This is a genomic window from Salmonella sp. SJTUF14076 (assembly GCF_015534835.1).
Classification (GTDB): Bacteria; Pseudomonadota; Gammaproteobacteria; order Enterobacterales; family Enterobacteriaceae; genus Salmonella; species Salmonella enterica.
In genome coordinates, this window is record NZ_CP064674.1 from 3798965 (window position 1) to 3824893 (window position 25929).

Sequence of the window (25929 nt, forward strand, 5' to 3'; positions counted from 1 at the left end):
AACCCAAATTATTGAGGGTAGAAAAACCCTGCGATGCAAAAGGCACCGCCACAAATTATGTCCGGGCAACCCGGCTGACTTCACTGGCGACGCGCTCGGTAGCATCCGGAATGGATACCGCGCGGGCACGCTCCGCCATGGTTAACAACGCCTCGCGCGACCACCCCGCCAGGGTGTCGGCGACAGCCTCTACAGTAAACTGCGGCTGCTCAAAAATCTTAGCTGCGCCGGCGTTTTCTAACGGCAGCGCATTCCAGTACTGCTGCCTGTCTTTATGCTGAAACGGCACGAATATCGCCGGTAACCCGGCGGCGGCGATCTCGCTCACCGTTAAAGCGCCGGAACGGCACACCACCACATCCGCCCACGCATAGGCGGCGGCCATGTCATCGATAAATTCCGTTACCTTATGCTGCGGTTGTCCTGCCCCGGCATATGCCTGCTCTACCGTGAGCTGCGCGCCTTTTCCGCTTTGATGCCAGATTGTAACCGTATCGCCCAGTCTGGCGGCAACCTGCGGCATCGTCTGGTTCAGGACTCGCGCCCCCTGAGAACCGCCGACCACCAACACGCGAATCGGGCCGTCACGACCGGCCAGACGCACCTGCGGCAACGGCAACGCCAGTACGTCGGTACGCACCGGGTTACCCACCACTTCCGCGTTCGGGAACGCACCGGGAAACGCCTGCATCACCGTGGTCGCGATTTTGGCCAGCCACTGATTGGTTAGCCCGGCGATACCGTTTTGCTCATGCAAAACGACCGGAATACCCAATGACCAGGCGGCAAGACCGCCGGGGCCGGAAACATAACCGCCCATTCCCAGCACGACATCCGGCTTAAACCGCTTCATGATCGCCCGCGCCTGCCGCCAGGCGTTAAAAATCCGCAGCGGCGCCGCCAGAAGCGCTTTTACGCCTTTACCGCGCAGACCGGAGATCCGAATAAAGTCAATATCGATGCCATGCTTCGGCACTAAATCCGCTTCCATACGATCGGCGGTACCCAGCCAGCGAACTTGCCAGCCCTGGGCCATTAAATGATGCGCAACGGCCAGTCCCGGGAACACGTGCCCGCCGGTACCGCCCGCCATCACCATTAACCGCTTCGGTTGACCACTCATCGAGAACCTCGTGTAAACGCCTGCGCTTTTTCCAGACGCGTTTCATAATCAATACGTAATAAAAACATAATGGCCGTCGACATAATCAACAGACTCGACCCGCCATAACTGATCAGCGGCAGCGTAAGACCTTTGGTCGGCAGCATCCCCGCGGCCGCGCCAACGTTTACCAGCGCCTGGAAACTAAACCAGATACCGATAGAACACGCTAAAAATCCGGAAAAACGGTGGTCAATCTCCAATGCCTTACGGCCAATCGACATCGCGCGAAAAGCGACGAAGAATACCATTAAAAGCGCCAATACCACACCGATATAACCCAGTTCTTCCCCAATAATGGCGAAGATGAAATCGGTGTGCGCCTCCGGCAAATACTCCAGTTTCTGCACCGAATTCCCCAGCCCTTGCCCCCATATCTCACCGCGACCAAAAGCCATCAGCGACTGCGTCAGCTGATAACCGCTGCCGAACGGATCTTCCCAGGGGTTCCAGAACGAGGTAACGCGACGAATACGATACGGTTCGGCGAGGATTAACAGAATCACCGCCGAGATGCCCATCCCGATAATGGCGATGAACTGCCATAATTTCGCCCCGGCGAGAAACAGCATCGCCAGCGTGGTGACAAACAGTACGACCACCGTCCCGAGGTCAGGCTGCGCCAGCAGTAACACCGCCAGCACCAGAATCACGCCCATTGGTTTTAAAAAGCCGCGCAGGTTATTTCGCACCTCATCAACCTTACGCACCAGATAGTTCGCGAGGTAGCAGAACAGCGACAGCTTGGTAAACTCCGCAGGCTGAATACGCAGCGGCCCCAGCGCAATCCAGCGCGACGCCCCGTTGACCGAGCTCCCGACGACCAGCACGATAAGCAGCATAATGATCGACGCAATCAGCATCGTCGTGCTGTATTTTTGCCAGAAGGTCATGGGCAAACGTAGCGTGACCATCGCCAGACAAAATGCCAGGAAGATATAGAGCGCATCACGTTTGGCAAACAAAAACGGATCGTTCGCCAGGCGCTGCCCGACTGGCATGGAGGCCGACGTCACCATGACAAAACCAATCGCCGCCAGCCCGAAGGTCAGCCATAGCAGCGTGCGGTCATACATGATCAGACTGTCGGCGTCTTTATCGCGCGAAGCCATCACCCAGCCTTTAAGCGCCGCAAACAGCCAGGCCAGGAGGCCAAAGCCTGGTACGCGCGGCATTCTCAGACGGGGGAGAGATAAACGCATCAACCTAACTCCTTCGCCAGACGGGTAAAGACATCGCCCCGTTGCTCAAAATTTTTAAACTGATCGAGGCTGGCGCAGGCGGGCGACAGCAGCACCATATCACCCGGCTGAACGCGCGGCGCCAGCAAACGCATCGCCTCTTCCATCGTCTCAGTCTGTTGGGCGATTTCCGGACGCAGCGCGGCAAGCTGCGCGCCATCGCGCCCAAAGCAATACAGGCGGATACGATCGCCGGTCAGATAGCGCGCCAGCGGAGAAAAGTCTGCCGACTTACCGTCGCCGCCCAGCAGCAGATGCAGCGTACCGTCCACATGCAAACCGTCTAGCGCCGCTTCGGTACTGCCGACATTGGTCGCTTTCGAGTCGTTGATCCAACGTACGCCGTTATGCTCCAACGCCAGCTGGAAGCGATGCGCCAGACCGGTAAATGTCGTCAACGCCTTCAAACTGCTGGCGCGCGGCAGACCTACGGCATCCGCCAGCGCCAGCGCCGCTAACGCATTGGTATAGTTATGCTGCCCGGAAAGCTTCATCTCTTTCACGTTCAGCACCTTCTCGCCTTTGACTCGCAGCCAGGTTTCGCCCTGCTGACGATTAAGGTGATAATCACCCATATTGACGCCAAAGCTGACGCAGCGCTCATCGGCCCCACGAACCGGCATCGTCAACGCATCATCGGCATTCACTACGCACACTTTCGCCTTCTCGTAGACGCGCAGTTTCGCCGCCCGGTACTGTTGCAAACCAAACGGATACCGGTCCATATGATCTTCAGTGACGTTGAGCACCGTTGCCGCCGCCGCTTGCAAACTTGACGTGGTTTCCAGTTGGAAACTGGATAATTCCAGCACGTACAATTCGCGATCGGCATCCAGCAGCATCAGCGCCGGAAGACCGATATTGCCGCCAACGCCGACATTGACGCCCGCCGCCTTCGCCATCTCGCCCACTAAGGTGGTCACGGTGCTTTTGCCATTCGAGCCGGTGATGGCCACAATCGGCGCTTGCGCTTCGCGGCAAAACAGTTCGATATCGCCGACAATTTCCACTCCAGCGCTGGCGGCAGCGCTAAGAGAGGGATGCGCCAGAGCGATGCCAGGGCTGGCGACGATTAAATCCGCCGCTAAGAGCCACTCGTCGTTCAGGCCGCCAACGTGACGCTCAACCTCTTGCGGCAGCTTATCCAGACCCGGCGGCGTCACGCGAGTATCCATCACCCGCGGCGTCACGCCGCGGGCGAGAAAAAAGTCCACGCAAGAGAGTCCGGTTAAGCCCAGACCAATAATGACGACGTTTTTGTCCTGGTAATCAGCCATGATTAACGTACCTTCAGCGTTGCCAGGCCAATCAGCACCAGCATCAGCGAAATAATCCAGAAGCGCACAATCACGCGCGGTTCCGGCCAGCCTTTCAGTTCATAGTGGTGATGGATAGGCGCCATACGGAAAATACGCTGTCCGCGTAGTTTAAAGGAACCCACCTGCAGGATGACCGACAGAGTTTCCACCACAAAGACGCCGCCCATGATCACCAGCAGGAACTCCTGACGCAGCAGCACGGCGATAATGCCCAACGCGCCGCCCAACGCCAGCGATCCGACATCGCCCATAAAAACCTGCGCCGGATAGGTGTTAAACCACAAGAATCCTAATCCCGCGCCGACAATCGCCGTACAGACAATCACCAGCTCGCCCGCATGGCGTAAATACGGAATATGCAGGTAATTGGCGAAGTTCATGTTCCCGGTCGCCCAGGCCACCAGCGCAAAGCCGGCGGCAACGAAGACAGTCGGCATAATCGCCAGACCATCAAGCCCGTCGGTCAGGTTTACGGCGTTACCCGTACCGACGATGACAAAGTAGGACAGCAGAATGTAAAACAGCCCCAATTGCGGCATAACATCTTTAAAGAACGGCACCACCAGTTGGGTCGCGGGCGTGTCTTTCCCGACAAGATAAAGCGCAAAGGCCACGCCGAGCGCGATAACCGACATCCAGAAATATTTCCAGCGCGCAATCAGCCCTTTGGTATCTTTCCGCACCACTTTGCGGTAGTCATCGACAAAACCGATAATGCCGTAGCCGATCAATACCACCAGCACGCACCAGACGTACCGGTTAGACGGGTAAGCCCATAACAGAACGGAAATCACAATCGCCGTCAGGATCATGATGCCGCCCATCGTCGGCGTACCGCGTTTACTGAAGTGCGATTCCGGGCCATCGTTACGTACCACCTGGCCAAAAGAGAGTTTTTGCAGACGAGCGATCATACGCGGGCCCATCCATAAAGAGATGAACAGCGCGGTCAACAGGCTGACGATGGCGCGAAACGTCAGATAAGAAAAGACGTTAAAGCCGGAATAATATTTGACCAAATGCTCGGCCAGCCAAACTAACATGAACCTTTCTCCTGTAACGCATGAACCACATCTTCCATCGCGGCGCTGCGTGATCCTTTCACTAAAATAGTCATCATTGGTTGCTCCTGAAGCAGAGCGTGTAAACGCGCAATGAGCGCGGCTTTATCGGCAAAATGTTCGCCGACGCCGCTGGCGTGGCTGATAGCCTGACTGAGTTTTCCGGTGCTTAACACGCGATCAATACCCGCCGCTTTTGCGGCCTCGCCAACCTGGATGTGGCACGCTTCGCTTTCTGCGCCCAGCTCGGCCATATCGCCTACCACCAGCACACGGTAGCCGGGCATTTCAGAAAGGACCTGCACTGCGGCGGTCATCGAACCGACGTTGGCGTTATAAGCGTCATCCAGTACCAGTTGGTTTTCACTTAGCTGAATCGGGAACAGACGCCCGGGTACGGCTTTTAACGCCGCCAGCCCTGCTTTAATCGCCGTCAGCGTAGCCCCCACCGCCATTGATAAAGCAGCGGCCGCCAGCGCGTTGGCAATATTGTGCCGCCCCGGCAACGGCAGCAGCACATCAATGCTACCCATCGGCGTTTGCAGGGTAAATTCAGTACCGTGTGACGTCACGTGGATATTCGCAGCGGTAAAGTCGCTGTTTGCCGCATTCGGCGAAAAGCGCCACACCTGACGATCGCCAATAATGCTTTGCCAGTTCAGCCAGTCATTATTATCGGCATTCATAATCGCGATACCGTTCTCAGGCAAACCGGTATAGATTTCGCCTTTCGCTTTCGCCACGCCGGCCAACGAGCCGAAACCTTCCAGATGCGCCGCCGCCAGGTTATTGACCAGCGCCGCTTCCGGGCGCGTCAGGCTAACGGTCCAGGCGATTTCTCCCTGGTGATTAGCGCCTAACTCGATTACCGCATAGTCATAATCATGGTTTAAGCGCAGCAGCGTTATCGGCACGCCGATGTCGTTGTTAAAATTGCCTGCGGTATACAAAGTATTTCCGCACTGGCTAAGAATCGCGGCGGTCATCTCTTTGACCGAGGTTTTGCCGGACGAACCGGTTAACGCCACCACCCGCGCCGGTACCTGCATACGTACCCAGGCGGCCAGTTGACCAAATGCCTGACGCGTGTCTTTTACAATCACCTGCGGAAGATCGATATCCAGAGGACGACTGACCAGCAGGGCGCCAGCGCCGTTCGCTTTTGCTTTATCAGCAAAATCATGCGCATCAAAGCGTTCCCCTTTCAGCGCCACGAACAGGCATCCCGGCGTCACTTTCCGTGTGTCGGTAATGACCGTATCGAGCGTGAGATCCGCCCCGCGGTGTTCGGCGCCAAGGACATCGGCAATTTTGCTGAGCGTTACGCTAATCATGCGATCACCCCCAGCAAACGCGCTGCGGTCACGCGGTCTGAATAATCAAGACGCTGCGTGCCGACAATCTGGTAATCCTCGTGCCCTTTACCTGCAATCAGCACGACGTCATTGTCTTTTGCCTGCATAATGGCATTGGTTACCGCCTCAGCGCGGCCTTCCATTACCCTGACCTGCCCGGCGTCCAGCATTCCGGCCAGAATATCGTTGATAATGGCGCGCGGCTCCTCGGTACGCGGGTTATCGTCAGTCACCACGACGATATCCGCGAATTCTTCGGCAATGGCCCCCATGAGTGGGCGCTTACCTTTGTCACGATCCCCGCCACAGCCAAAGACGCACCACAATTTTCCGGCGCAGTGCAGGCGCGCCGCCTGCAACGCTTTTTCCAGCGCATCCGGCGTGTGCGCGTAATCCACCACCACCGTCGGTTTGCCTGGCGCAGTGAACACTTCCATACGCCCGCAAACCGGCTGCAAACGCGCGGCGGTTTTCAGCAAATCCGTTAACGGATAGCCCAGCGCCAGCAGCGTCGCCAATGCCAGCAGTAAGTTGCTGACGTTAAACGCGCCCATCAGGCGGCTTTCGATTTCGCCTTCACCCCAACTTGAAGCAAAACGAATCGTCGCTCCGCGGTCGTGGTACTCCACCGCCTCCGCTTTCAGCCAACGACCGTGACAGTTAGGGTTGATATGCCCTTCCATTGATACCGCGACCGCATCGGGTAGCGATGCCAGCCAGCGGCGTCCAACTTCATCATCGGCGTTGACGATTGCCTGACCGTGATGGTGGGTGGAATAAAGCATCCATTTTGCCGCCTCGTAATGCGCCATATCGCCATGATAGTCGAGATGGTCGCGGCTCAAATTAGTAAACACGGAGGCGGCAAATTTCAGCGCCGCCACGCGATGCTGCACCAGGCCGTGAGAAGAGACTTCCATCGCGCCGAAGGTCGCGCCCTGCGCAACCAGACTGGCCAGCACATGCTGAACATCCACAGCGGAACCGGTTGTGTTCTCCGTCGGGATCACTTTACCCAACAGTCCGTTGCCTACCGTTCCCATCACTGCGCTGGTTTCGCCGAGCAACTGGCTCCACTGCGCCAGTAGTTGGGTGGTGGTGGTCTTGCCATTGGTGCCGGTCACCGCCACCAGACGCATGTTTTCAGATGGCTCATGGTAAAAGCGGCCCGCCAGCGCAGATAAACGCTCATTGAGCTGGCTGAGATAGACAACCGGTACGCCGTGCATTTCGCGAATCTCACCGTCGGTCGCCTCGTCTTTCGCCTCTGCAATAATGGCAGCTACGCCTTGCGCTATCGCCTGCGGGATATATCGACGCCCGTCCGCCTGATGACCCACCACTGCCACAAAGAGATCGCCCGCCGCAGCCACACGGCTGTCGAGCGTCATCTCTCGCAGTTCTCGCGCGGGTAGTCCAGCCACCCACGGAGCAAGAAGGTCGCGCAAATTACGATCTGCCACCTGTTCCCTCGCCTTGATTAATTACGAATTCATTTTTTTCGCCCGTTGCCAGCGCGTCCGGTTCGATGTTCATGGTGCGCAGAACGCCGCCCATGATGGCACCAAATACCGGCGCGGAAACGGCGCCGCCGTAGTATTTACCCGCCTGCGGATCGTTGATGACAACCACCAGCGCGAAGCGCGGCTGACTCGCAGGCGCGACGCCTGCGGTGTAAGCAATGTATTTGTTGATGTAGCGACCGTCCGGCCCCACTTTTTTCGCCGTACCGGTTTTAATCGCGATACGGTAGCCTTTAATTGCCGCCTTCACGCCGCCGCCGCCCGGCAGCGCCACGCTTTCCATCATATGCACCACGGTGCGTACGGTGGATTCAGGGAAGATGCGCTCGCCGGGTACAGGCGGATCAACTTTGGTAATCGACAGCGGGCGATAAATGCCATAGCTGCCGATCGTTGCATAGACTCGCGCTAACTGTAACGGCGTTACCATTAGCCCGTAGCCGAAAGAGAAGGTGGCCCTCTCTATGTCGGACCACCGTTGTTTTTGAGGATATAAGCCACTGCGTTCTCCGACCAACCCCAAATTGGTCGCCTTTCCTAGCCCAAAACGTGAGTAAGTATCTACTAACGCTGAGGACGGCATCGCTAACGCCAGTTTGGATACACCGACGTTACTCGACTTCTGTAGAACCCCAGTCAGGGTTAATTCGCTGTAGCGCGCCACGTCTTTAATTTCGTGGCCGTTAATTCGGTATGGAACGGTATTCAACACCGTATTTTCGTTGACGATACCGCGCTGAAGCGCAGTCATTACCACCATCGGCTTAACCGTAGAACCCGGTTCAAACACGTCGGTGATGGTACGGTTACGCATCGCGTCTTTCGGCGTACCGGCAAGGTTGTTGGGGTTATAGGAAGGGCTATTCGCCATCGCCAGTACTTCACCGGTATTGACATCGACCAGCACCGCGCTACCGGATTCCGCCTTGTTAAACGCCACCGCGTTATTCAGTTCGCGGTAAACCAGCGCCTGTAAGCGTTCATCAATGCTTAACGCCAGGTTGTGCGCTGCCTGACTGTCAGTGGAGGAGATATCCTCAATCACGCGACCATAGCGGTCTTTACGCACAATTCGCTCGCCAGGCTGACCGGTAAGCCACTTATCAAAGCTCTTTTCAACGCCTTCAATCCCCTGACTGTCGACGTTGGTAAAACCGATGAGGTGAGCGGTTACTTCTCCTGACGGGTAGTAGCGGCGTGATTCTTCACGCAAATGAATCCCCGGCAGTTTGAGTTTTTTGATGTAGTCCGCCATGTCAGGATTTACCTGGCGCGCCAGATAAATAAAACGCCCTTTCGGGTTGGCGTTGATACGGGCGGAGAGCTGATCGAGCGGAATATTGAGCGCAGTAGAAAGCGCTTTCCAGCGATCGCCGACGCTGATGCCGCCGGCGTCATGAACTTCTTTCGGGTCGGCCCAGATCGCCTTAACCGGTACGCTGACCGCCAGTGGACGCCCGGAACGGTCGGTAATCATACCACGTGAGGTGGAGACTTCCTGAACACGCAGCGAACGCATATCGCCCTGACGCACCAGCATATCCGGGGCGATAATCTGTAGCCACGCCGCGCGTCCAAGTAAAAAAACCAGCGCCAGTAAAATACAGCCGCACAGCAACGCAAAACGCCAACTGATGAAGTTGGTCTGTTCTTCCTGGCGTTTCGATTTTTGCGTTTTTGCCGCTGCTTTCATGCGTCGCGTTTATCCTTATTTTTGCACTACGATATTTTCTTGGGACGGATCAACATGCTGCATTTGCAGCTTTTCCGTTGCGATCCGCTCTACCCGGCTGTGATCGCCGAGCGCATTTTCTTCAAGGATCAGGTTGCGCCATTCAATATCCAATGCATCGCGCTCCAGAACCAGTTGTTCACGCTGCGCGGTGAGTAAACGAGTATGGTGCGCCGTCGTGACCACCGTCACCGCCGTTAAAATGATGCAAATGAACAAGCAGAGTGGCAGCTTCCCGAACCGCAAAAGATCGTCACCGATCACGCCAGGCAAGGCATGGCGCTCGTTGCTTCCTATCGATCCCTTCACTTTGCTTAGGGCTTCTGTCACTCTGCTGATCATGCGTTCGTCCTCTCTGCGATACGCAGAACTGAACTACGGGCCCGAGGATTTTCAGCTACCTCTTTTTCACCCGGCATCAACTTGCCTAACGCTCGTAACTCACGACCGCCCAGTTTTTTGAGCTGCGCTTCCGTCATCGGTAATCCCGCCGGTACCTGCGGACCGCGGCTTTGCTCACGCATAAAGCGTTTCACAATACGGTCTTCCAGAGAGTGGAAACTGATGATTGAAAGCCGCCCGCCTGGGGCCAGTACGCTGAGCGAGCTTTTTAGCGCCTGCTCTATCTCCTCCAGTTCACTGTTTACCCAGATGCGCACCGCCTGGAAGGTACGGGTCGCGGGATGTTTGAATTTGTCTTTTACCGGGGTCGCCGCCGCAACCACTTCAGCCAGCTCTTTGGTGCGGGTCATCGGCTGTTCGCGATTGCGCTCAACAATGGCGCGAGCAATACGTTTGGCAAAACGCTCCTCGCCGAATGTTTTCAGCACCCAGGCGATATCCGCCTCCTCCGCCGTTTGTAACCACTCGGCGGCAGACTGGCCGCGCGTCGGGTCCATTCGCATATCCAGCGGACCGTCGCGCATAAATGAAAAACCGCGCTCCGCATCGTCAAGCTGCGGAGAAGAGACGCCAAGATCGAGAAGGATCCCGTCAATCTTGCCGGTAAGCTCGCGCTCGGCGACATAATCAGCCAGCGCGGAAAAAGGTCCATGAATGATGGAGAAGCGAGGATCATTAATGGTCTGCGCAACGGCGATCGCCTGCGGATCGCGATCGATCGCCAGCAAGCGCCCCTCTTCGCCCAGTTGCGCGAGGATCAGGCGCGAGTGGCCGCCGCGACCAAATGTGCCATCAATATAGATACCATCCGGACGAATATTCAGCCCATTAACGGCTTCATCCAACAGTACCGTAGTGTGTTTAAAATTTTCCATCATCTTATAGAGACAAGTCCTGCAGCCGCTCCGATAACGTTTCGGTAGCTGACTGTTCAGCGTCGATATCTTCCTTGACCTGTTGATACCAGGTCGTTTCATCCCACAGCTCAAATTTGTTGAACTGTCCAACCAGCATCACTTCTTTCGTCAGTCCGGCATGTTGCCGCAGAACTGGCGCGATCAGTAATCGACCTGCACCATCCATCTGACATTCGCTGGCATGGCCCAACAGTAAACGCTGTACGCGACGTTCTACCGGGTTCATGCTCGACAGACGAGATAACTTTTGCTCAATAATTTCCCATTCAGGCAGGGGGTAAAGCAGCAGGCATGGGTGATGGATGTCAATGGTACATACCATTTGACCGGTAGCGCTCTCGATCAGTTGTTCCCGATAACGGGTCGGCACGGTCAGGCGCCCTTTACTGTCGAGATTGACTAACGTTGCCCCCCGGAACATGCCAGTCTCACCCCTTCTTACCACTTTATCCCACAAATTCCCACTCGAAGGAGTTTACGGAGCGGAGGAAAAGCTTGTCAAGCAAGTCACAACGCTTACCTAAGTAAAAAAGCCAATGTTTACGGCGAATATCTGCGTTGATTAATTTCCACCCAGCGTGCAAGCCAAATTAACGTTATGAATATTTGTAAGAAAAAAACCAAAGACCCACCGCCGTTTAAAACGGACTCAATATAATCCGAGAAAAATATAAAGTGTCAGTTTGCGACGCGAGCGGCATTTTAGGACATATTGCACCGTGTTAACAGTGCCTGTTTAACGTGTGCGGTGCCTGCTATACCAGCGCCTACGAGCGACTGTCGCGCCAAAGACAAAAAGTGGCTGTTAATTCGACGATTTCTTGCCTGCTTGTAACAAAACAATACAAAGGAAAAGACTCGTTACGTCTTAATTAGTGGAATATGGACGATTTCGGACAAAAGAAAGGTAATAAAAAAGAATTTTCGGATAATTTTAAGGAATAATCTTAATTATTTAAGGGATATTTTTACTGATACGCATTTGTTTGACGGCGGCAGAAGAGAGAGTCTTTTACCGCCGGTCCTTTAGCTACGGCTCAGAATGCCGCGACGATACAGGTTTCGCCGAATACGCGTTAAGCCGGGTTTCGGTTTACGCGGTTCATCAAGACTTGCCAGCACAATCTCCAGCACGCGTTCCGCGACATCACGATGACGCTGCGCCACCGCCAGTACCGGGCATTGCAGAAAATCCAGCAGCTCATGATCGCCGAAGGTCGCAATCGCCAAATCCGAGGGCAGTTTTCCATCGCGCCGCAGCGTTACGTCCATCACGCCCTGTAATAGCGCGAATGATGTCGTAAAGAGCGCCTGCGGCATAGGATGCGTTTCCAGCCATTTCTCAAACAACTGCGCGGCGGCTTCGCGCTCATAGCTGTTGGCATATAAGAAATTCACCTCCCGCGGATCGTCTTTCCATGCGGTGCGGAACCCCTGCTCGCGCAGGAAACTGACGGACAACTCCGGCAGCGCGCCCAAATAAAGCACCGTTTCCGCCGGGAATTTACGCAGCTCTTCCGCCAACATCTCGGCATCATCCTGATCGGCGCCGACCACGCTGGTGAAATGTTCGCGATCCAGCGCGCGGTCGAGCGCGACGATGGGGAACGGATCGTTGGCCCAGCGCTGATAGAAGGGATGCTCCGGCGGTAACGAAGTTGAAACAATGATTGCATCCACCTGGCGTTGCAAAAGGTGCTCAATGCAGCGCATTTCGTTATCCGGCTGATCTTCAGAACAGGCGATCAGCAGTTGGTAGCCACGCTGGCGTGCCTGGCGCTCAAGATAGTTTGCGATACGGGTGTAGCTCGTGTTTTCAAGGTCCGGGATCACCAGACCAATGGAACGTGTGCGTCCAGCACGCAGCCCGGCAGCCACAGCGTTAGGATGGTAATTGTGCTCACGCACTACCGCCATGACTTTTTCTACGGTTTTGTCGCTCACGCGGTATTGCTTTGCTTTACCGTTTATAACGTAGCTTGCAGTTGTGCGCGAGACACCGGCCAGCCGAGCGATTTCATCCAGTTTCACAATTGCCCCTTGTGTAAATTGTACAAACCATAACCTTTATGTCGGCATGGGTTAAAATCGTTAACATCTAAGCGCAGTTTGATCACTCCGGCAACCGCTTTTATTCCGGGTTACCACGGATTTCGCAAAAAAAAGCCCAACCGGTGATATTGGGTTGGGCGATAATTCCTGTTGGCTGATATCCGGCAAACCTGCCTGATGGCGCTACGCTTATCGGACCTGGGCCAGATATCAGCCTGCAGCTACCGTCTTGAACGTCAAGCGGTAGCTACATAATTTTCATCCCACGGAAGCCGCGTTTTCAACACGCCGAAGCATAAATGTACCAGTTTGCGCATCACAGCTCCCAGCGCGGCTTTCTTCGCCTTGCCCTTTGCGACCAGCCTTTCATAGATAGCCTTCGCCTGTTTGTTCCAGCGGCTCGCGGTCAGCGCTGCAACGTACAGCTTAGCCCGCACTCCTGACGGTCCTGTTTTTGACATATGTGGTCTGCCACGCACTGAGCTCCCCGACGTTTTCTCTACCGGTGTCAGTCCCAGATAGGCCGCCACCTGTGAGGCGCTTTTGAACGTCCCGTCTTTCAGCAACGCCAGCATCTCCCGCCCGACCTGATCTTTCACTCCCTTGATTGATTTCAGTAACTCGAGATCAGCCTTCAGCCCCGGATCGTTATCCGTATGATCGGTTATCAGCTTCTCTATCCGGGCCAGTTCCTCGTTCAGCCAGCTCTTTGTTCGCTCAAGTGAACGGATGACCTCCTGTGGTGTGGATGTGGAATTCGCTTTTTCCAGCCGGTTCACCGTACGCTGTACATCCTCTCTCAGCGCATCCCGCTGGCGCAGCAATGCCCTCAGCTTACGTACTTCAGGCGAAGGAGGAACCCAGACAGCCGGGGACTTCAGCTCGCCATAACAGGCCAGCACGAAGGCATCGACAGCATCATTCTTGTTGAGGATATCCATCCCGTGGGCAAATTCGCGGACACGACAGGGGTTGGCCATGCAGACGCTGACACCGGCCTCATGCAGGCCATACGCCAGATTTTCATGGTAAATACCCGTCGCTTCCAGTACGACAGTCACGCTTTCAGGAACACATTTTTGTGCGTTCAGCCAGTCGATAACTTTACGGGCAACGGCGGGTTCGTTAGTCAGAACCTTGTGCTTTTTTTTACCGCCGGGGCCGGCAGTAAGCAGACAAAGATCGATTTTATTTTTACTGACATCAATACCGAGAGTACACACAGAACACCTCCTTTCACCTGAGCCAACACGCCATTCCAGCCTTGTACATACGAAGTCAACGCTTCTGGTTACCGTTCGGATTTTGAGTGACGTGAAAGGTGAAACGGGAGGCTTAAGCTACATCGGAAGCTCAGAGTCTTCAGGCCGGATACAAGCTTCTCCCGTTTCAGATAGCTGACAGCTAATCAGCTATCTGTTCAGGATACAAGGCCGGATAAAACGCAACCGCGTCGTCATCCGGCGAATCTGCTCAGCGCATAATCTTATCGCCGCGCGAAAGCCCGACGACGCCTGAACGCGCCACTTCAACAATTTTCGCCACGTCGCGCAGCGAGGCCAGAAAAGCATCCAGTTTATCGCTGGTGCCCGCCAGTTGAACGGTATACAGCGTTGGCGTGACATCAATAATCTGACCACGGAAAATTTCCGTATTACGCTTCACCTCTTCCCGTCCGTAGCCGCTGGCCTGGATTTTCACCAGCATGATTTCCCGCTCAACGTGCGCTCCCTGTCCCAGCTCGCTGACGCGCAGCACATCAACCAGCTTGTGCAGTTGCTTTTCAATTTGCTCAAGCACTTTTTCATCGCCTACCGTCTGGATAGTCATGCGCGACAACGTCGGATCGTCTGTCGGCGCAACGGTCAGGCTTTCAATATTATATCCGCGTTGCGAAAAGAGGCCGATAACCCGCGATAACGCCCCAGATTCGTTTTCCAGTAATACCGATAAAATCCGGCGCATCATCAGGTCCTCTCCGTTTTGCTTAACCACATTTCGTCCATCCCGCCCCCGCGAATCTGCATCGGATAGACATGCTCGCTGCCATCAACGGTGACATCGACGAACACCAGTCGGTTATTACGCACATGCTCAAGGGCTTCGCTGAGTTTACTTTCCAGCTCATCCGGACGGTTAATCTGCAGCCCAACATGGCCATATGCTTCCGCCAGGCGCACAAAATCCGGTAACGACTGCATATAAGACTGAGAATGGCGACCGGAATAAATCATATCCTGCCACTGTTTCACCATCCCCAGGTAACGGTTGTTCAGGTTCAGAACCAGTACCGGCAGTTCATACTGTAAGGCTGTCGACAGCTCCTGAATGTTCATCTGTATACTGCCATCGCCGGTCACGCAGACCACCATTTCTTTCGGCAGGGCCATTTTAACGCCCAGCGCAGCCGGTAGGCCAAAACCCATCGTGCCGAGCCCGCCGGAATTAATCCAGCGACGTGGTTTATCGAACGGGTAATAGAGGGCGGCAAACATCTGGTGTTGTCCTACATCGGACGTCACGTACGCGTCGCCCTTCGTCAGACGCCAGAGGGTTTCAATCACCGCCTGGGGTTTAATACTTTCGCTTTCCGCGTCATATTTCAGGCACTGACGGGCGCGCCAGATCTCTATCTGCTGCCACCAGTCGCGAATATCATCCTGCGGCTGAGACGGCGCATCCTGCGCCAGTAGCTCCAGCATTTGTTCCAGTACCAGGCGGGCATCGCCCACCACCGGGATATCAGCGTTAACCGTTTTGGATATGGACGTCGGGTCAATGTCGATGTGTAATACCGTCGCGTTCGGACAATATTTAGCGAGATTATTCGTCGTGCGGTCGTCAAATCGTACGCCAACAGCGAAAATCACGTCGGCGTTATGCATGGTCATATTGGCTTCATAAGTGCCATGCATTCCCAGCATTCCTAACGACTGGCGATGAGTAGCAGGAAACGCGCCCAGTCCCATTAATGAAGAGACCACCGGCAGGTTAAAGGTTTCAATGATGTGGCGCAGCGGCGCATAGCAGGCCGCGCTTATCGCCCCTCCCCCAACGTAGACCACCGGTTTTTTTGCCGACGCCAGCGTTTGCAAGGCACGCTTGATTTGCCCTTTATGTCCTGATGTTGTGGGATTGTAAGAGCGCATACTGACCGTTTCCGGCCAGGCATACGGCATTTTTTTCGCCGGATTCAAAATATCTTTCGGCAGATCCACGACCACCGGCCCAGGACGTCCGCTTGCCGCCAGCCAGAAGGCCTTTTTAAGCACCTGGGGAATATCTTCCGTCTGTTTGACCAGGAAGCTATGTTTGACCACCGGTCGGGAAATCCCCACCATGTCGCACTCCTGAAAGGCATCATAGCCAATCAATGAGGTGGCGACCTGGCCGGAAAGAATCACCAGCGGAATGGAATCCATATAGGCCGTAGCAATCCCGGTAATCGCATTGGTCGCTCCCGGTCCGGAAGTCACCAGCACCACGCCAACGTCGCCAGTGGCTCGCGCCAGGCCATCCGCCATATGCACCGCGGCCTGCTCATGACGCACCAGCACATGATCGATCCCTCCAACGGTATGTAGCGCATCATAAATATCAAGCACTGCGCCTCCAGGATAGCCGAACACCTGCTTTACGCCTTGATCGATAAGCGATCGGACGACCATCTCGGCTCCAGACAACATCTCCACGGCTTGCCTCCACTTTATACCTGTCATCACGGTTTGACGGACACCTTAACCGCTCGCTATCACGCCTGGCAATTGGGTGGAATGACGTAAAGATGGGGAAGGTTAGAATAATCAGGAGGCAAGAAGAGAAGAAATGGAGAAATACTCCGTCTGAATCACACCAGGTAATAAATAATCGCTTATAAATGCAGACTTACAGCAATTCATCTATTTTTCACAACGACGAAAAGAATCGCTCACCGTTAATTCAGCATAAAATTTTTGATATACGCTAAAAAGCAGAATAAACCAGAATTTGTTTCTGATTTATTCTGCCCGGTTTTATCGCTTACAAACAGAGACTAATAAATCTTCCATCCATTGATGCCCTTTATCACGCCCAGCCGCTTCATGCCAGGAAAGGTAGCATGTCCGGCTATTCAGTTTTAAAGGCAACGGCAATATTTGCAGATCCAGCGACTCCGCAAACTCTTCCGCCAGCCAGCGCGGGGCAATAGCGACCAAATGCGTCTGCGAAACCACGTTCAGAACGCTGATAAGCGCCATGCCCTGATAAGCCACGCTCGACTGTTTATCCGGCGTGTCATACCACGGCTGACTAAATGACGCATAACGATCGAGAGAAACAACCGCATGTTGTTCATTATAAACATCGCCTTCCAGTAGCGGGCCGCTAATACGCGGGTGTTTTCGGCTGGCGACTAAAACCATTTCATCTTTAAATAGCGGTACGCTGGTAAACTCAGGACGACGGAATTCTTCATAACTAATAACGAACTCGGTTTCCTGATAGCGTAACTGATGCTCAGTATTCTGATTCAACGACGCTTTAAAAACGACATGAATATTTGGCGCAATTTTTTCTACACGATTATAAATCTGTGACGTCAGGATATTATCCAGCGGACTGCACACGCAAAGATTGAATACACGTTCGCTGCTGGTCGGCTCAAACCCCGATCCCGGCAATTCATTTTGCACCAATTGCAACGCCTGACGGACTGAACCAAATAACTGAAATGCACGGGCAGTCGGCTGAATTCCTCGTCCATATCGAACAAAAAGTTCGTCATTAAACATAACCTTCAGACGCGCTACGGCGTTACTGACCGCAGGCTGCGACATTCCCAGCGTGTGGGCGGCGCGCGTAATATTCTGCTCTTGCATTACCGCATCGAACACGGTCAATAGGTTCAAATCAACCATGCGAAGCTGTGGTTTGCCCATATCTAAAAGATGCGGCTTTTCGGTTTTGACCTCTGGCATATTTAACTCCACTGTCACGCTTAACTCCCTTTTTCTGGCTGAAGGCAGAAATAATTCCTGAAAATATGATTTACCATGCATATAAAATAAGAAAAAGGGAAAGCGTTAAAATTCGGAAAACATAAAGACGCTGACAGAGACAAATAGAATGCCAGCGCAAGCGTAATGTGTCCTGAGTCACACCATTGCGATTCATAATGTTTAAATTACGCAAGCAATATAACCATAACTATGGCGAATACACAATCATACACCAAGTGAATGATCATTTAAGTTTCAATTAAATGTTTATATTATTAATAGCTAAAAAGTTAACATTAATTTATCAATAACTTTATCCTTATCCATTAAGTAAACAAGGTTATTTGTTAAAATATAAAACAAATCAAAAAGATAAACCAAACCTTTAGCATACCTTTAACAGGCCATTCCCCTAACCAATTTGCAAACAAAAATGCCTAAATATTTCAAACAATGAAAAGTATGAATGTCCACTCGTTCTTTTATCCTTTATTGGACGCGCAGCCCAGCACAATTAGCTAAAGTACGTATCCGGATATCGTCAACAAAATGCAATGGCGACAGAAAATAGAGTTGACATTAAACGGCATATCCAGTACCACTAAAAGCATAACGCATTCGCTGGAGCTGAATTAATGTCACATATCGTTCGTTTCACTGGGCTACTACTACTCAACGCATTTATTGTGCGCGGTAGACCGGTGGGCGGCATTCAACATTAAGTCAGCTCGAAGTCAAACAAAACCCGCGCCGTTGCGCGGGTTTTTTTATGCCTGACGCAAGGCGCCCCTGGAGACAAGGACCACATCATGAGCCAGCAAGTCATTATTTTTGATACGACCTTACGCGACGGCGAACAAGCGTTACAGGCCAGCCTGAGCGCGAAAGAGAAGCTGCAGATTGCCCTGGCCCTTGAGCGCATGGGTGTTGATGTCATGGAAGTAGGCTTCCCGGTCTCTTCTCCGGGTGATTTTGAATCTGTCCAAACCATCGCCCGCACCATCAAAAACAGTCGCGTTTGCGCCCTGGCGCGTTGTGTAGAAAAAGACATCGACGTCGCGGCACAGGCGCTGAAGGTCGCCGACGCGTTTCGCATCCATACTTTTATCGCCACCTCGCCAATGCACATCGCCACCAAGCTGCGCAGCACGCTGGATGAGGTCATCGAACGCGCGGTATACATGGTTAAGCGGGCGCGTAATTACACTGATGACGTAGAGTTCTCCTGCGAGGATGCTGGCCGGACGCCTGTTGACGATCTGGCGCGCGTGGTGGAAGCCGCTATAAACGCCGGCGCGAGAACCATTAATATTCCCGATACCGTGGGCTATACCATGCCGTTTGAGTTCGCGGGAATCATTTCCGGCCTGTATGAACGTGTCCCCAATATCGACAAAGCTATCATCTCCGTTCATACCCACGACGATTTAGGGATAGCAGTAGGCAACTCGCTGGCGGCAGTACATGCGGGCGCGCGTCAAGTTGAAGGCGCGATGAACGGTATCGGAGAACGTGCCGGTAACTGCGCGCTGGAAGAGGTGATCATGGCGATTAAAGTGCGCAAAGACATCATGAACGTACACACCAACATCAATCACCACGAAATCTGGCGCACCAGCCAGACCGTCAGCCAGATCTGTAACATGCCGATCCCGGCCAACAAAGCGATTGTCGGCAGCGGCGCTTTTGCCCACTCTTCCGGCATCCACCAGGATGGCGTCCTCAAGAACCGCGAAAACTATGAAATCATGACGCCAGAGTCCATCGGTCTGAACCAGATACAGCTGAACCTGACCTCCCGCTCTGGCCGTGCCGCCGTGAAACATCGCATGGAAGAGATGGGTTACAAGGACACAGACTACAACATGGATCACCTGTACGACGCGTTCCTGAAGCTGGCGGACAAAAAAGGCCAGGTGTTCGACTATGACCTGGAAGCGCTGGCGTTTATTAATAAACAGCAAGAAGAACCAGAGCATTTCCGTCTGGATTACTTCAGCGTGCAGTCCGGCTCCAGCGATATCGCCACTGCTTCCGTGAAGCTGGCCTGTGGTGAAGAGATCAAGGCCGAAGCGGCGAACGGCAACGGCCCGGTCGACGCCATCTATCAGGCGATTAACCGCATCACTGGCTACGACGTTGAGTTGGTTAAATACGACCTGAACGCCAAAGGCCAGGGCAAAGACGCGCTGGGTCAGGTCGATATCGTCGTGAATCATCATGGTCGCCGCTTCCACGGCGTCGGGCTGGCGACGGATATCGTCGAATCCTCCGCCAAAGCGATGGTGCACGTACTGAACAATATCTGGCGCGCCGCCGAAGTTGAAAAAGAATTGCAACGCAAAGCTCAAAATAAAGAGAACAACAAGGAAACCGTGTAATGTCGAAGAACTATCATATTGCCGTATTGCCGGGCGACGGCATCGGCCCGGAAGTCATGGCGCAAGCCCTGAAAGTTATGGATGCGGTACGCAGCCGTTTTGATATGCGTATCACCACCAGCCGCTATGACGTCGGCGGTATTGCTATCGACAATCATGGTCATCCACTGCCGAAAGCCACCGTTGAAGGGTGTGAGCAGGCGGATGCCATTCTGTTTGGCTCCGTCGGCGGCCCGAAATGGGAAAATTTGCCCCCGGAAAGCCAGCCAGAGCGCGGCGCTCTGCTGCCGCTGCGCAAACATTTCAAATTATTCAGTAACCTGCGTCCGGCGAAACTGTATCAGGGACTGGAAGCATTTTGCCCGTTGCGCGCCGATATCGCCGCTAACGGTTTCGATATCCTGTGCGTGCGCGAGCTGACCGGCGGGATCTATTTCGGACAGCCAAAAGGCCGTGAAGGCAGCGGTCAGTACGAAAAAGCCTTTGATACCGAAGTTTATCACCGCTTTGAGATCGAGCGCATTGCCCGTATCGCCTTTGAATCGGCGCGTAAACGCCGCCGTAAAGTCACCTCTATTGATAAAGCCAACGTACTGCAAAGCTCTATCCTGTGGCGTGAAATCGTCAATGATGTCGCGAAAACGTATCCCGATGTGGAACTCGCGCACATGTATATCGATAACGCCACCATGCAGTTGATTAAAGACCCGTCGCAGTTTGACGTACTGCTGTGCTCTAACCTGTTCGGCGACATTCTGTCCGACGAATGCGCCATGATCACCGGCTCAATGGGGATGTTGCCCTCCGCCAGCCTGAACGAGCAAGGGTTTGGCCTGTATGAACCGGCTGGCGGCTCCGCGCCGGATATCGCCGGGAAAAATATCGCCAACCCAATTGCGCAGATCCTGTCACTGGCGCTGCTGCTGCGCTACAGCCTGGATGCCAACGATGCGGCAACGGCCATTGAACAGGCGATCAATCGCGCATTAGAAGAGGGCGTTCGCACCGGCGATTTAGCCAGGGGCGCTGCCGCAGTCAGTACCGATGAGATGGGCGATATTATCGCCCGCTATGTCGCAGAAGGGGTGTAATCATGGCCAAAACGTTATACGAAAAATTATTTGATGCCCACGTGGTCTTTGAGGCGCCAAACGAAACGCCGCTGCTGTACATCGACCGCCACCTGGTGCATGAAGTCACCTCTCCGCAGGCGTTTGACGGTCTGCGCGCGCACCATCGTCCGGTACGTCAGCCAGGGAAAACCTTCGCTACGATGGATCACAACGTCTCGACGCAGACTAAAGACATTAATGCTTCCGGTGAAATGGCGCGTATCCAGATGCAGGAGCTGATTAAGAACTGTAACGAGTTCGGCGTCGAGCTGTATGACCTGAATCACCCATATCAGGGCATCGTCCATGTGATGGGGCCGGAACAGGGCGTCACCCTGCCGGGCATGACCATCGTCTGCGGCGACTCCCACACCGCCACCCACGGCGCGTTTGGTGCGCTGGCCTTCGGCATCGGCACTTCTGAGGTAGAACATGTACTGGCGACGCAAACCCTGAAACAGGGACGCGCTAAAACCATGAAGATTGAAGTCACGGGCAACGCCGCGCCGGGCATTACCGCCAAAGACATCGTGCTGGCGATCATCGGTAAAACCGGTAGCGCCGGCGGCACCGGACACGTGGTTGAATTTTGCGGCGACGCTATCCGCGCGCTGAGTATGGAAGGCCGCATGACGCTGTGCAATATGGCGATTGAGATGGGCGCCAAAGCCGGTCTGGTCGCCCCGGATGAAACCACTTTCAACTACGTAAAAGGGCGTTTGCACGCGCCGAAGGGCCGCGATTTTGACGAAGCCGTCGAGTACTGGAAAACGCTGAAAACCGATGACGGCGCGACCTTTGATACTGTCGTCGCCCTGCGAGCAGAAGAGATCGCGCCGCAGGTGACCTGGGGCACGAATCCGGGCCAGGTGATTTCCGTCACCGACATCATCCCCGATCCCGCCTCCTTTAGCGATCCGGTTGAGCGCGCCAGCGCCGAAAAAGCGCTGGCTTATATGGGCTTACAGCCGGGCGTACCGTTAACGGACGTTGCTATCGATAAAGTCTTTATCGGCTCTTGTACCAATTCACGCATTGAAGATTTGCGCGCGGCGGCGGAAGTCGCCAAAGGGCGCAAAGTTGCGCCGGGCGTGCAGGCGCTGGTGGTGCCGGGTTCAGGTCCGGTGAAAGCGCAGGCGGAAGCGGAAGGTCTGGACAAGATCTTTATCGAAGCAGGATTTGAATGGCGCTTACCGGGCTGTTCCATGTGCCTGGCCATGAATAACGACCGCCTGAACCCGGGCGAGCGCTGCGCATCCACCAGCAACCGTAACTTTGAAGGCCGTCAGGGCCGCGGGGGGCGCACTCACCTGGTTAGCCCGGCGATGGCCGCCGCTGCCGCCGTTACCGGCCACTTCGCCGATATTCGCAGCATCAAATAAGGAAACTACCATGGCAGAGAAATTTACCCAGCATACCGGCCTGGTTGTCCCACTGGATGCCGCCAACGTCGATACCGATGCAATTATCCCTAAACAGTTTTTGCAGAAGGTTACGCGCACCGGTTTTGGCGCCCATCTGTTTAACGACTGGCGTTTCCTGGACGAAAAGGGCCAACAACCAAATCCGGAATTCGTGCTGAACTTTCCGGAATATCAAGGCGCGTCGATCCTGTTGGCGCGGGAAAACTTTGGCTGCGGCTCTTCACGCGAACACGCGCCGTGGGCGTTGACCGATTACGGTTTTAAAGTGGTGATCGCGCCAAGCTTCGCCGACATCTTCTACGGCAACAGTTTCAATAACCAACTGCTGCCGGTGAAATTAAGCGACGAACAGGTCGATGAGCTGTTCAGCCTGGTGAAAGCCAATCCGGGCATTCATTTTGAAGTGGATCTGGAAGCACAGGTGGTGAAAGCAGGCGATAAGACCTACAGCTTTAAAATCGACGACTTCCGCCGCCACTGCATGTTGAACGGTCTGGACAGCATCGGGCTGACGCTGCAGCACGAAGACGCGATTGCCGAGTACGAAGACAAGCAGCCTGAGTTTATGCGTTGATACCAAAACGACCAGCAATAAGCGATACTCATCGCTTATTGCTGGTATCTATCTTATTTTAATCCCAGAGCCTGTTTAATCTGAACCATTGACGCCAGAGCCTGCTTACACGCAGCATCCTGGTCAGATGCAGCTACAGTTTCCAACTGTTTTTTTGACGCTTCGAGTTGAGGCTTCATCGCGTCAAATTGCTGTTTTGCCTGTTCACTCGTTGCTGCAGCCTGCTCAACCAGGGCATCAATATCATTAAAATATTGCTGACAACTTTCAGCCATTGCCGCGAAAGAGGAGTTGGACATAGCAAAAAGCGCTGCAAGCAAAAAAACCTTTTTCATTATCATTCCTTTGTACTAAACACGTTAAAGCACCATGCGATAACGCGTATAAGATTAGCGATGATAAAAATAAAAAAAAGTCTGTTTCAGTACCATGCAAAATGGCGCTTGTCACGCAACATTACACGTCTTTTACTCGCCCGCTCACCACCTGCGTGACCACAGAGACCGCCGTATAAATCCCGTTGAGGCGCCGTCCCATCGTCGTCATCCAGAAACAGCCGAAATAAAAAAAGCCAGCAGATATTATCTGCTGGCGGGTGATTTTAGGCTATCGCCTACACCAATACTCAGTCACACATGATGTCTGCAATTGGCTTCAATCGGTCGCCTCCCACTGCATCAGTTCCGCGAGCATTTTTAAGCGCTGCGGCGCGCTCAGGCAAGCCAGCCAGGACGTTTTTTCCGTCGCGGCAAAATATCTCAACCAGAACTGGCGCATAGTGACCTCTTCCTCTTGCTTCATCGAAAGATATTATTGGCCTAATATAGGGATAATAAAATTGCTGAGTTTTTCATCGGAGTTCCCCTTTTATGCCCTCAGGTCGCCTGCAACAACAATTTATCCGTCTCTGGCAATGTTGTGACGGTAAAACGCAAGACACCACGCTTAATGAGCTGGCGGATCTGCTGAACTGTTCGCGTCGCCATATGCGTACGCTGCTAAATACGATGCAGGCGCGCGGTTGGCTAACATGGGAAGCTGAGGTTGGACGCGGAAAGCGTTCGCGTCTGACGTTCCTGTATACCGGACTGGCGCTGCAACAGCAGCGGGCGGAAGACCTGCTGGAACAAGATCGAATCGATCAACTGGTACAACTGGTCGGCGATAAAAGCGCTGTCAGGCAAATGCTGATTTCCCATCTGGGACGCAGCTTCCGCCAGGGGCGGCATATTCTGCGGGTTCTTTACTATCGTCCGATGCACAATCTCCTGCCGGGAACCGCATTACGTCGCTCGGAAACTCATATTGCCCGGCAAATTTTCAGTTCGCTCACGCGGGTAAATGAGGAAAACGGGGAACTGGAAGCGGACATTGCGCACCACTGGCAGCAAATTTCCCCTTTACTGTGGCGCTTCTACCTGCGCCCCGGCATTCATTTTCATCATGGCCGCGAGCTGGAGATGGAAGATGTCATCACCTCGCTGACGCGTATCAATACGCTTCCGCTTTACTCGCACATCACAAAGATAGACTCCCCTACCGCGTGGACGCTGGATATTCATCTTTCCCAGCCGGATCGCTGGTTGCCGTGGCTGCTGGGCCAGGTCCCGGCGATGATTTTGCCGCGGGAGTGGGAAACGCTGGCTAATTTCGCCAGCCACCCTATCGGCACCGGGCCTTATGCCGTGCGGCGTAATACGCCAAACCAGCTCAAGATACTCGCCTTTGATGATTACTTCGGCTATCGGGCGTTGATAGACGAAGTGAACGTCTGGGTACTGCCGGATATCAGTGAAGAACCGGCCTGCGGCTTGATGCTGGAAGGGCCGATACAAGGCGGTGAAAAAGCGATAGAAAGCCGACTGGAAGAGGGGTGCTATTACCTGCTATTCGACGCCAGAACGCCGCGCGGCGCGCATCCGCAGGTCAGAGAATGGGTAAGCCACGTCCTCTCCCCCACCAATTTACTCTATCATGCCGATGAACCGCTACAGCAGCTCTGGTTCCCGGCCTATGGGCTTTTACCGCGCTGGCATCACGCCCGTCCAGGCCCGGGCGAAAAACCCGCCGGGCTGGAAACCCTCACGCTGACCTTCTATCGCGAACACATTGAGCACCGGGTTATCGCCCGTATCATGAGCGCGCTTCTGGCTGAACATCAGGTGCATCTGCATATTCAGGAGATCGACTACGATCAATGGCACGCCGGCGAGATCGAAAGCGATATCTGGCTCAATAGCGCTAACTTTACGCTGCCGCTGGATTTCTCGCTGTTCGCGCACCTGTGCGAAGTACCGCTCTTGCAGAACTGCATTCCGCGCGACTGGCAGGACGACGCCGCGCAGTGGCGCGCTGGCGAGATGAACCTGGCGAACTGGTGCCAGCAACTGCTGGCCAACAAAGCGATTGTGCCGCTGATCCACCACTGGCTGATTATCCAGGGACAGCGCAGTATGCGCGGGCTGCGCATGAATACCCTCGGCTGGTTTGATTTTAAATCGGCGTGGTTTGCGCCGCCAGATCCTTAACGCCAGCTCTTGATTGCTGCCCGGCAACAAAATCACTACACTAACGCCGAACTCAACGGGGTGCCGCGCTCATGCGCGCGCTGAGAAAATACCCGTCGAACCTGATCCGGATAATGCCGGCGAAGGGATTTGAGGTTACCTCTCAAGTCCTTTGCCACTCTTTCACT

At 54.2% G+C, this 25929-nt stretch carries 23 protein-coding genes and 1 riboswitch; of the genes, 6 read left to right on the top strand and 17 right to left on the bottom strand.

Annotated features, from left to right (window positions below):
- Nucleotides 1–55: 55 nt before the first annotated feature.
- From murG to leuO, 15 genes are all read right to left on the bottom strand, one after another.
- A complete protein-coding gene (gene murG / locus HU143_RS18450; protein ID WP_000016613.1) occupies nt 56–1123 on the bottom strand; it encodes an undecaprenyldiphospho-muramoylpentapeptide beta-N-acetylglucosaminyltransferase in 1068 nt (355 codons plus the stop codon).
- Nucleotides 1120–2364 (bottom strand): cell division protein FtsW, encoded by a 1245-nt coding sequence (gene ftsW / locus HU143_RS18455; RefSeq protein WP_001239803.1) that lies wholly within the window; start codon nt 2362–2364, stop codon nt 1120–1122. Before ftsW ends, murG begins: the two co-directional genes overlap by 4 nt.
- A complete protein-coding gene (murD, locus tag HU143_RS18460; protein WP_023227652.1) occupies nt 2364–3680 on the bottom strand; it encodes a UDP-N-acetylmuramoyl-L-alanine--D-glutamate ligase in 1317 nt (438 codons plus the stop codon). The genes ftsW and murD overlap by 1 nt, the downstream gene beginning before the upstream one ends.
- A 2-nt stretch (nt 3681–3682) precedes the next feature.
- Nucleotides 3683–4765 carry a phospho-N-acetylmuramoyl-pentapeptide-transferase gene (gene mraY / locus HU143_RS18465; RefSeq protein ID WP_185191063.1) on the bottom strand — a complete coding sequence of 361 codons (1083 nt, stop codon included), beginning with the start codon at nt 4763–4765 and terminating at the stop codon, nt 3683–3685.
- Nucleotides 4759–6117, bottom strand: coding sequence for a UDP-N-acetylmuramoyl-tripeptide--D-alanyl-D-alanine ligase (gene murF / locus HU143_RS18470; protein ID WP_000626636.1), 1359 nt, complete (start codon nt 6115–6117; stop codon nt 4759–4761). The genes mraY and murF overlap by 7 nt, the downstream gene beginning before the upstream one ends.
- A complete protein-coding gene (gene murE, locus HU143_RS18475) occupies nt 6114–7601 on the bottom strand; it encodes a UDP-N-acetylmuramoyl-L-alanyl-D-glutamate--2,6-diaminopimelate ligase (RefSeq protein ID WP_000775084.1) in 1488 nt (495 codons plus the stop codon). The genes murF and murE overlap by 4 nt, the downstream gene beginning before the upstream one ends.
- The gene (gene ftsI / locus HU143_RS18480) at nt 7588–9354 is read right to left on the bottom strand and encodes a peptidoglycan glycosyltransferase FtsI (RefSeq protein ID WP_000642235.1); all 1767 of its coding nucleotides are present in this window, start codon (nt 9352–9354) and stop codon (nt 7588–7590) included. Before ftsI ends, murE begins: the two co-directional genes overlap by 14 nt.
- Nucleotides 9355–9369: 15 nt before the next feature.
- Nucleotides 9370–9735, bottom strand: a complete 366-nt coding sequence (gene ftsL / locus HU143_RS18485; RefSeq protein WP_000625651.1) for a cell division protein FtsL — start codon at nt 9733–9735, stop codon at nt 9370–9372.
- Nucleotides 9732–10673, bottom strand: coding sequence for a 16S rRNA (cytosine(1402)-N(4))-methyltransferase RsmH (gene rsmH / locus HU143_RS18490; RefSeq protein WP_000970429.1), 942 nt, complete (start codon nt 10671–10673; stop codon nt 9732–9734). Before rsmH ends, ftsL begins: the two co-directional genes overlap by 4 nt.
- Nucleotide 10674: 1 nt before the next feature.
- The gene (gene mraZ / locus HU143_RS18495) at nt 10675–11133 is read right to left on the bottom strand and encodes a division/cell wall cluster transcriptional repressor MraZ (protein ID WP_000488294.1); all 459 of its coding nucleotides are present in this window, start codon (nt 11131–11133) and stop codon (nt 10675–10677) included.
- A gap of 605 nt (nt 11134–11738) precedes the next feature.
- A complete protein-coding gene (gene cra / locus HU143_RS18500; RefSeq protein WP_000762406.1) occupies nt 11739–12743 on the bottom strand; it encodes a catabolite repressor/activator in 1005 nt (334 codons plus the stop codon).
- A gap of 257 nt (nt 12744–13000) precedes the next feature.
- Nucleotides 13001–13987, bottom strand: coding sequence for an IS110 family transposase (locus tag HU143_RS18505; protein WP_023226548.1), 987 nt, complete (start codon nt 13985–13987; stop codon nt 13001–13003).
- Between the two features lie 250 nt (nt 13988–14237).
- Nucleotides 14238–14729: an acetolactate synthase small subunit gene (gene ilvN, locus HU143_RS18510; protein WP_001563086.1), complete on the bottom strand. Its 492-nt coding sequence runs from the start codon at nt 14727–14729 to the stop codon at nt 14238–14240.
- Nucleotides 14730–14731: 2 nt separating this feature from the next.
- Entirely contained in the window at nt 14732–16456 is a 1725-nt protein-coding gene (gene ilvI / locus HU143_RS18515) for an acetolactate synthase 3 large subunit (protein WP_000425612.1), read from the bottom strand.
- A gap of 321 nt (nt 16457–16777) precedes the next feature.
- Complete coding sequence (gene leuO, locus HU143_RS18520) at nt 16778–17722, bottom strand: transcriptional regulator LeuO (RefSeq protein ID WP_001115420.1); 945 nt, start codon at nt 17720–17722, stop codon at nt 16778–16780.
- 656 nt (nt 17723–18378) lie between these two features.
- Between leuO and leuL the strand changes: the two genes are divergently transcribed.
- The 5 genes from leuL (at nt 18379) to leuD (ending at nt 23234) form a co-directional block, all read left to right on the top strand.
- Nucleotides 18379–18465, top strand: a complete 87-nt coding sequence (gene leuL, locus HU143_RS18525) for a leu operon leader peptide (protein WP_001575587.1) — start codon at nt 18379–18381, stop codon at nt 18463–18465.
- A gap of 87 nt (nt 18466–18552) precedes the next feature.
- Nucleotides 18553–20124: a 2-isopropylmalate synthase gene (gene leuA, locus HU143_RS18530; RefSeq protein WP_000082819.1), complete on the top strand. Its 1572-nt coding sequence runs from the start codon at nt 18553–18555 to the stop codon at nt 20122–20124.
- Nucleotides 20124–21215, top strand: a complete 1092-nt coding sequence (leuB, locus tag HU143_RS18535; protein ID WP_000042336.1) for a 3-isopropylmalate dehydrogenase — start codon at nt 20124–20126, stop codon at nt 21213–21215. The genes leuA and leuB overlap by 1 nt, the downstream gene beginning before the upstream one ends.
- Before the next feature lie 2 nt (nt 21216–21217).
- Nucleotides 21218–22618, top strand: coding sequence for a 3-isopropylmalate dehydratase large subunit (gene leuC, locus HU143_RS18540; protein WP_001140629.1), 1401 nt, complete (start codon nt 21218–21220; stop codon nt 22616–22618).
- 10 nt (nt 22619–22628) lie between these two features.
- The gene (gene leuD, locus HU143_RS18545) at nt 22629–23234 is read left to right on the top strand and encodes a 3-isopropylmalate dehydratase small subunit (protein ID WP_000818261.1); all 606 of its coding nucleotides are present in this window, start codon (nt 22629–22631) and stop codon (nt 23232–23234) included.
- Between the two features lie 53 nt (nt 23235–23287).
- Here the strand turns inward: leuD and HU143_RS18550 are convergent, their stop codons facing one another.
- Nucleotides 23288–23569 carry a DUF5339 family protein gene (locus HU143_RS18550; protein ID WP_000755258.1) on the bottom strand — a complete coding sequence of 94 codons (282 nt, stop codon included), beginning with the start codon at nt 23567–23569 and terminating at the stop codon, nt 23288–23290.
- 319 nt (nt 23570–23888) lie between these two features.
- Nucleotides 23889–24011 (bottom strand): glucose uptake inhibitor SgrT, encoded by a 123-nt coding sequence (gene sgrT / locus HU143_RS18555; protein WP_001248755.1) that lies wholly within the window; start codon nt 24009–24011, stop codon nt 23889–23891.
- A 92-nt stretch (nt 24012–24103) separates the two neighbouring features.
- Here sgrT and sgrR point away from each other — a divergent pair, with 92 nt between their 5' ends.
- Nucleotides 24104–25762, top strand: coding sequence for an HTH-type transcriptional regulator SgrR (sgrR, locus tag HU143_RS18560; RefSeq protein WP_001139044.1), 1659 nt, complete (start codon nt 24104–24106; stop codon nt 25760–25762).
- 46 nt (nt 25763–25808) lie between these two features.
- A riboswitch (TPP riboswitch) is annotated at nt 25809–25908 on the top strand.
- The last annotated feature ends 21 nt before the right edge of the window (nt 25909–25929 follow it).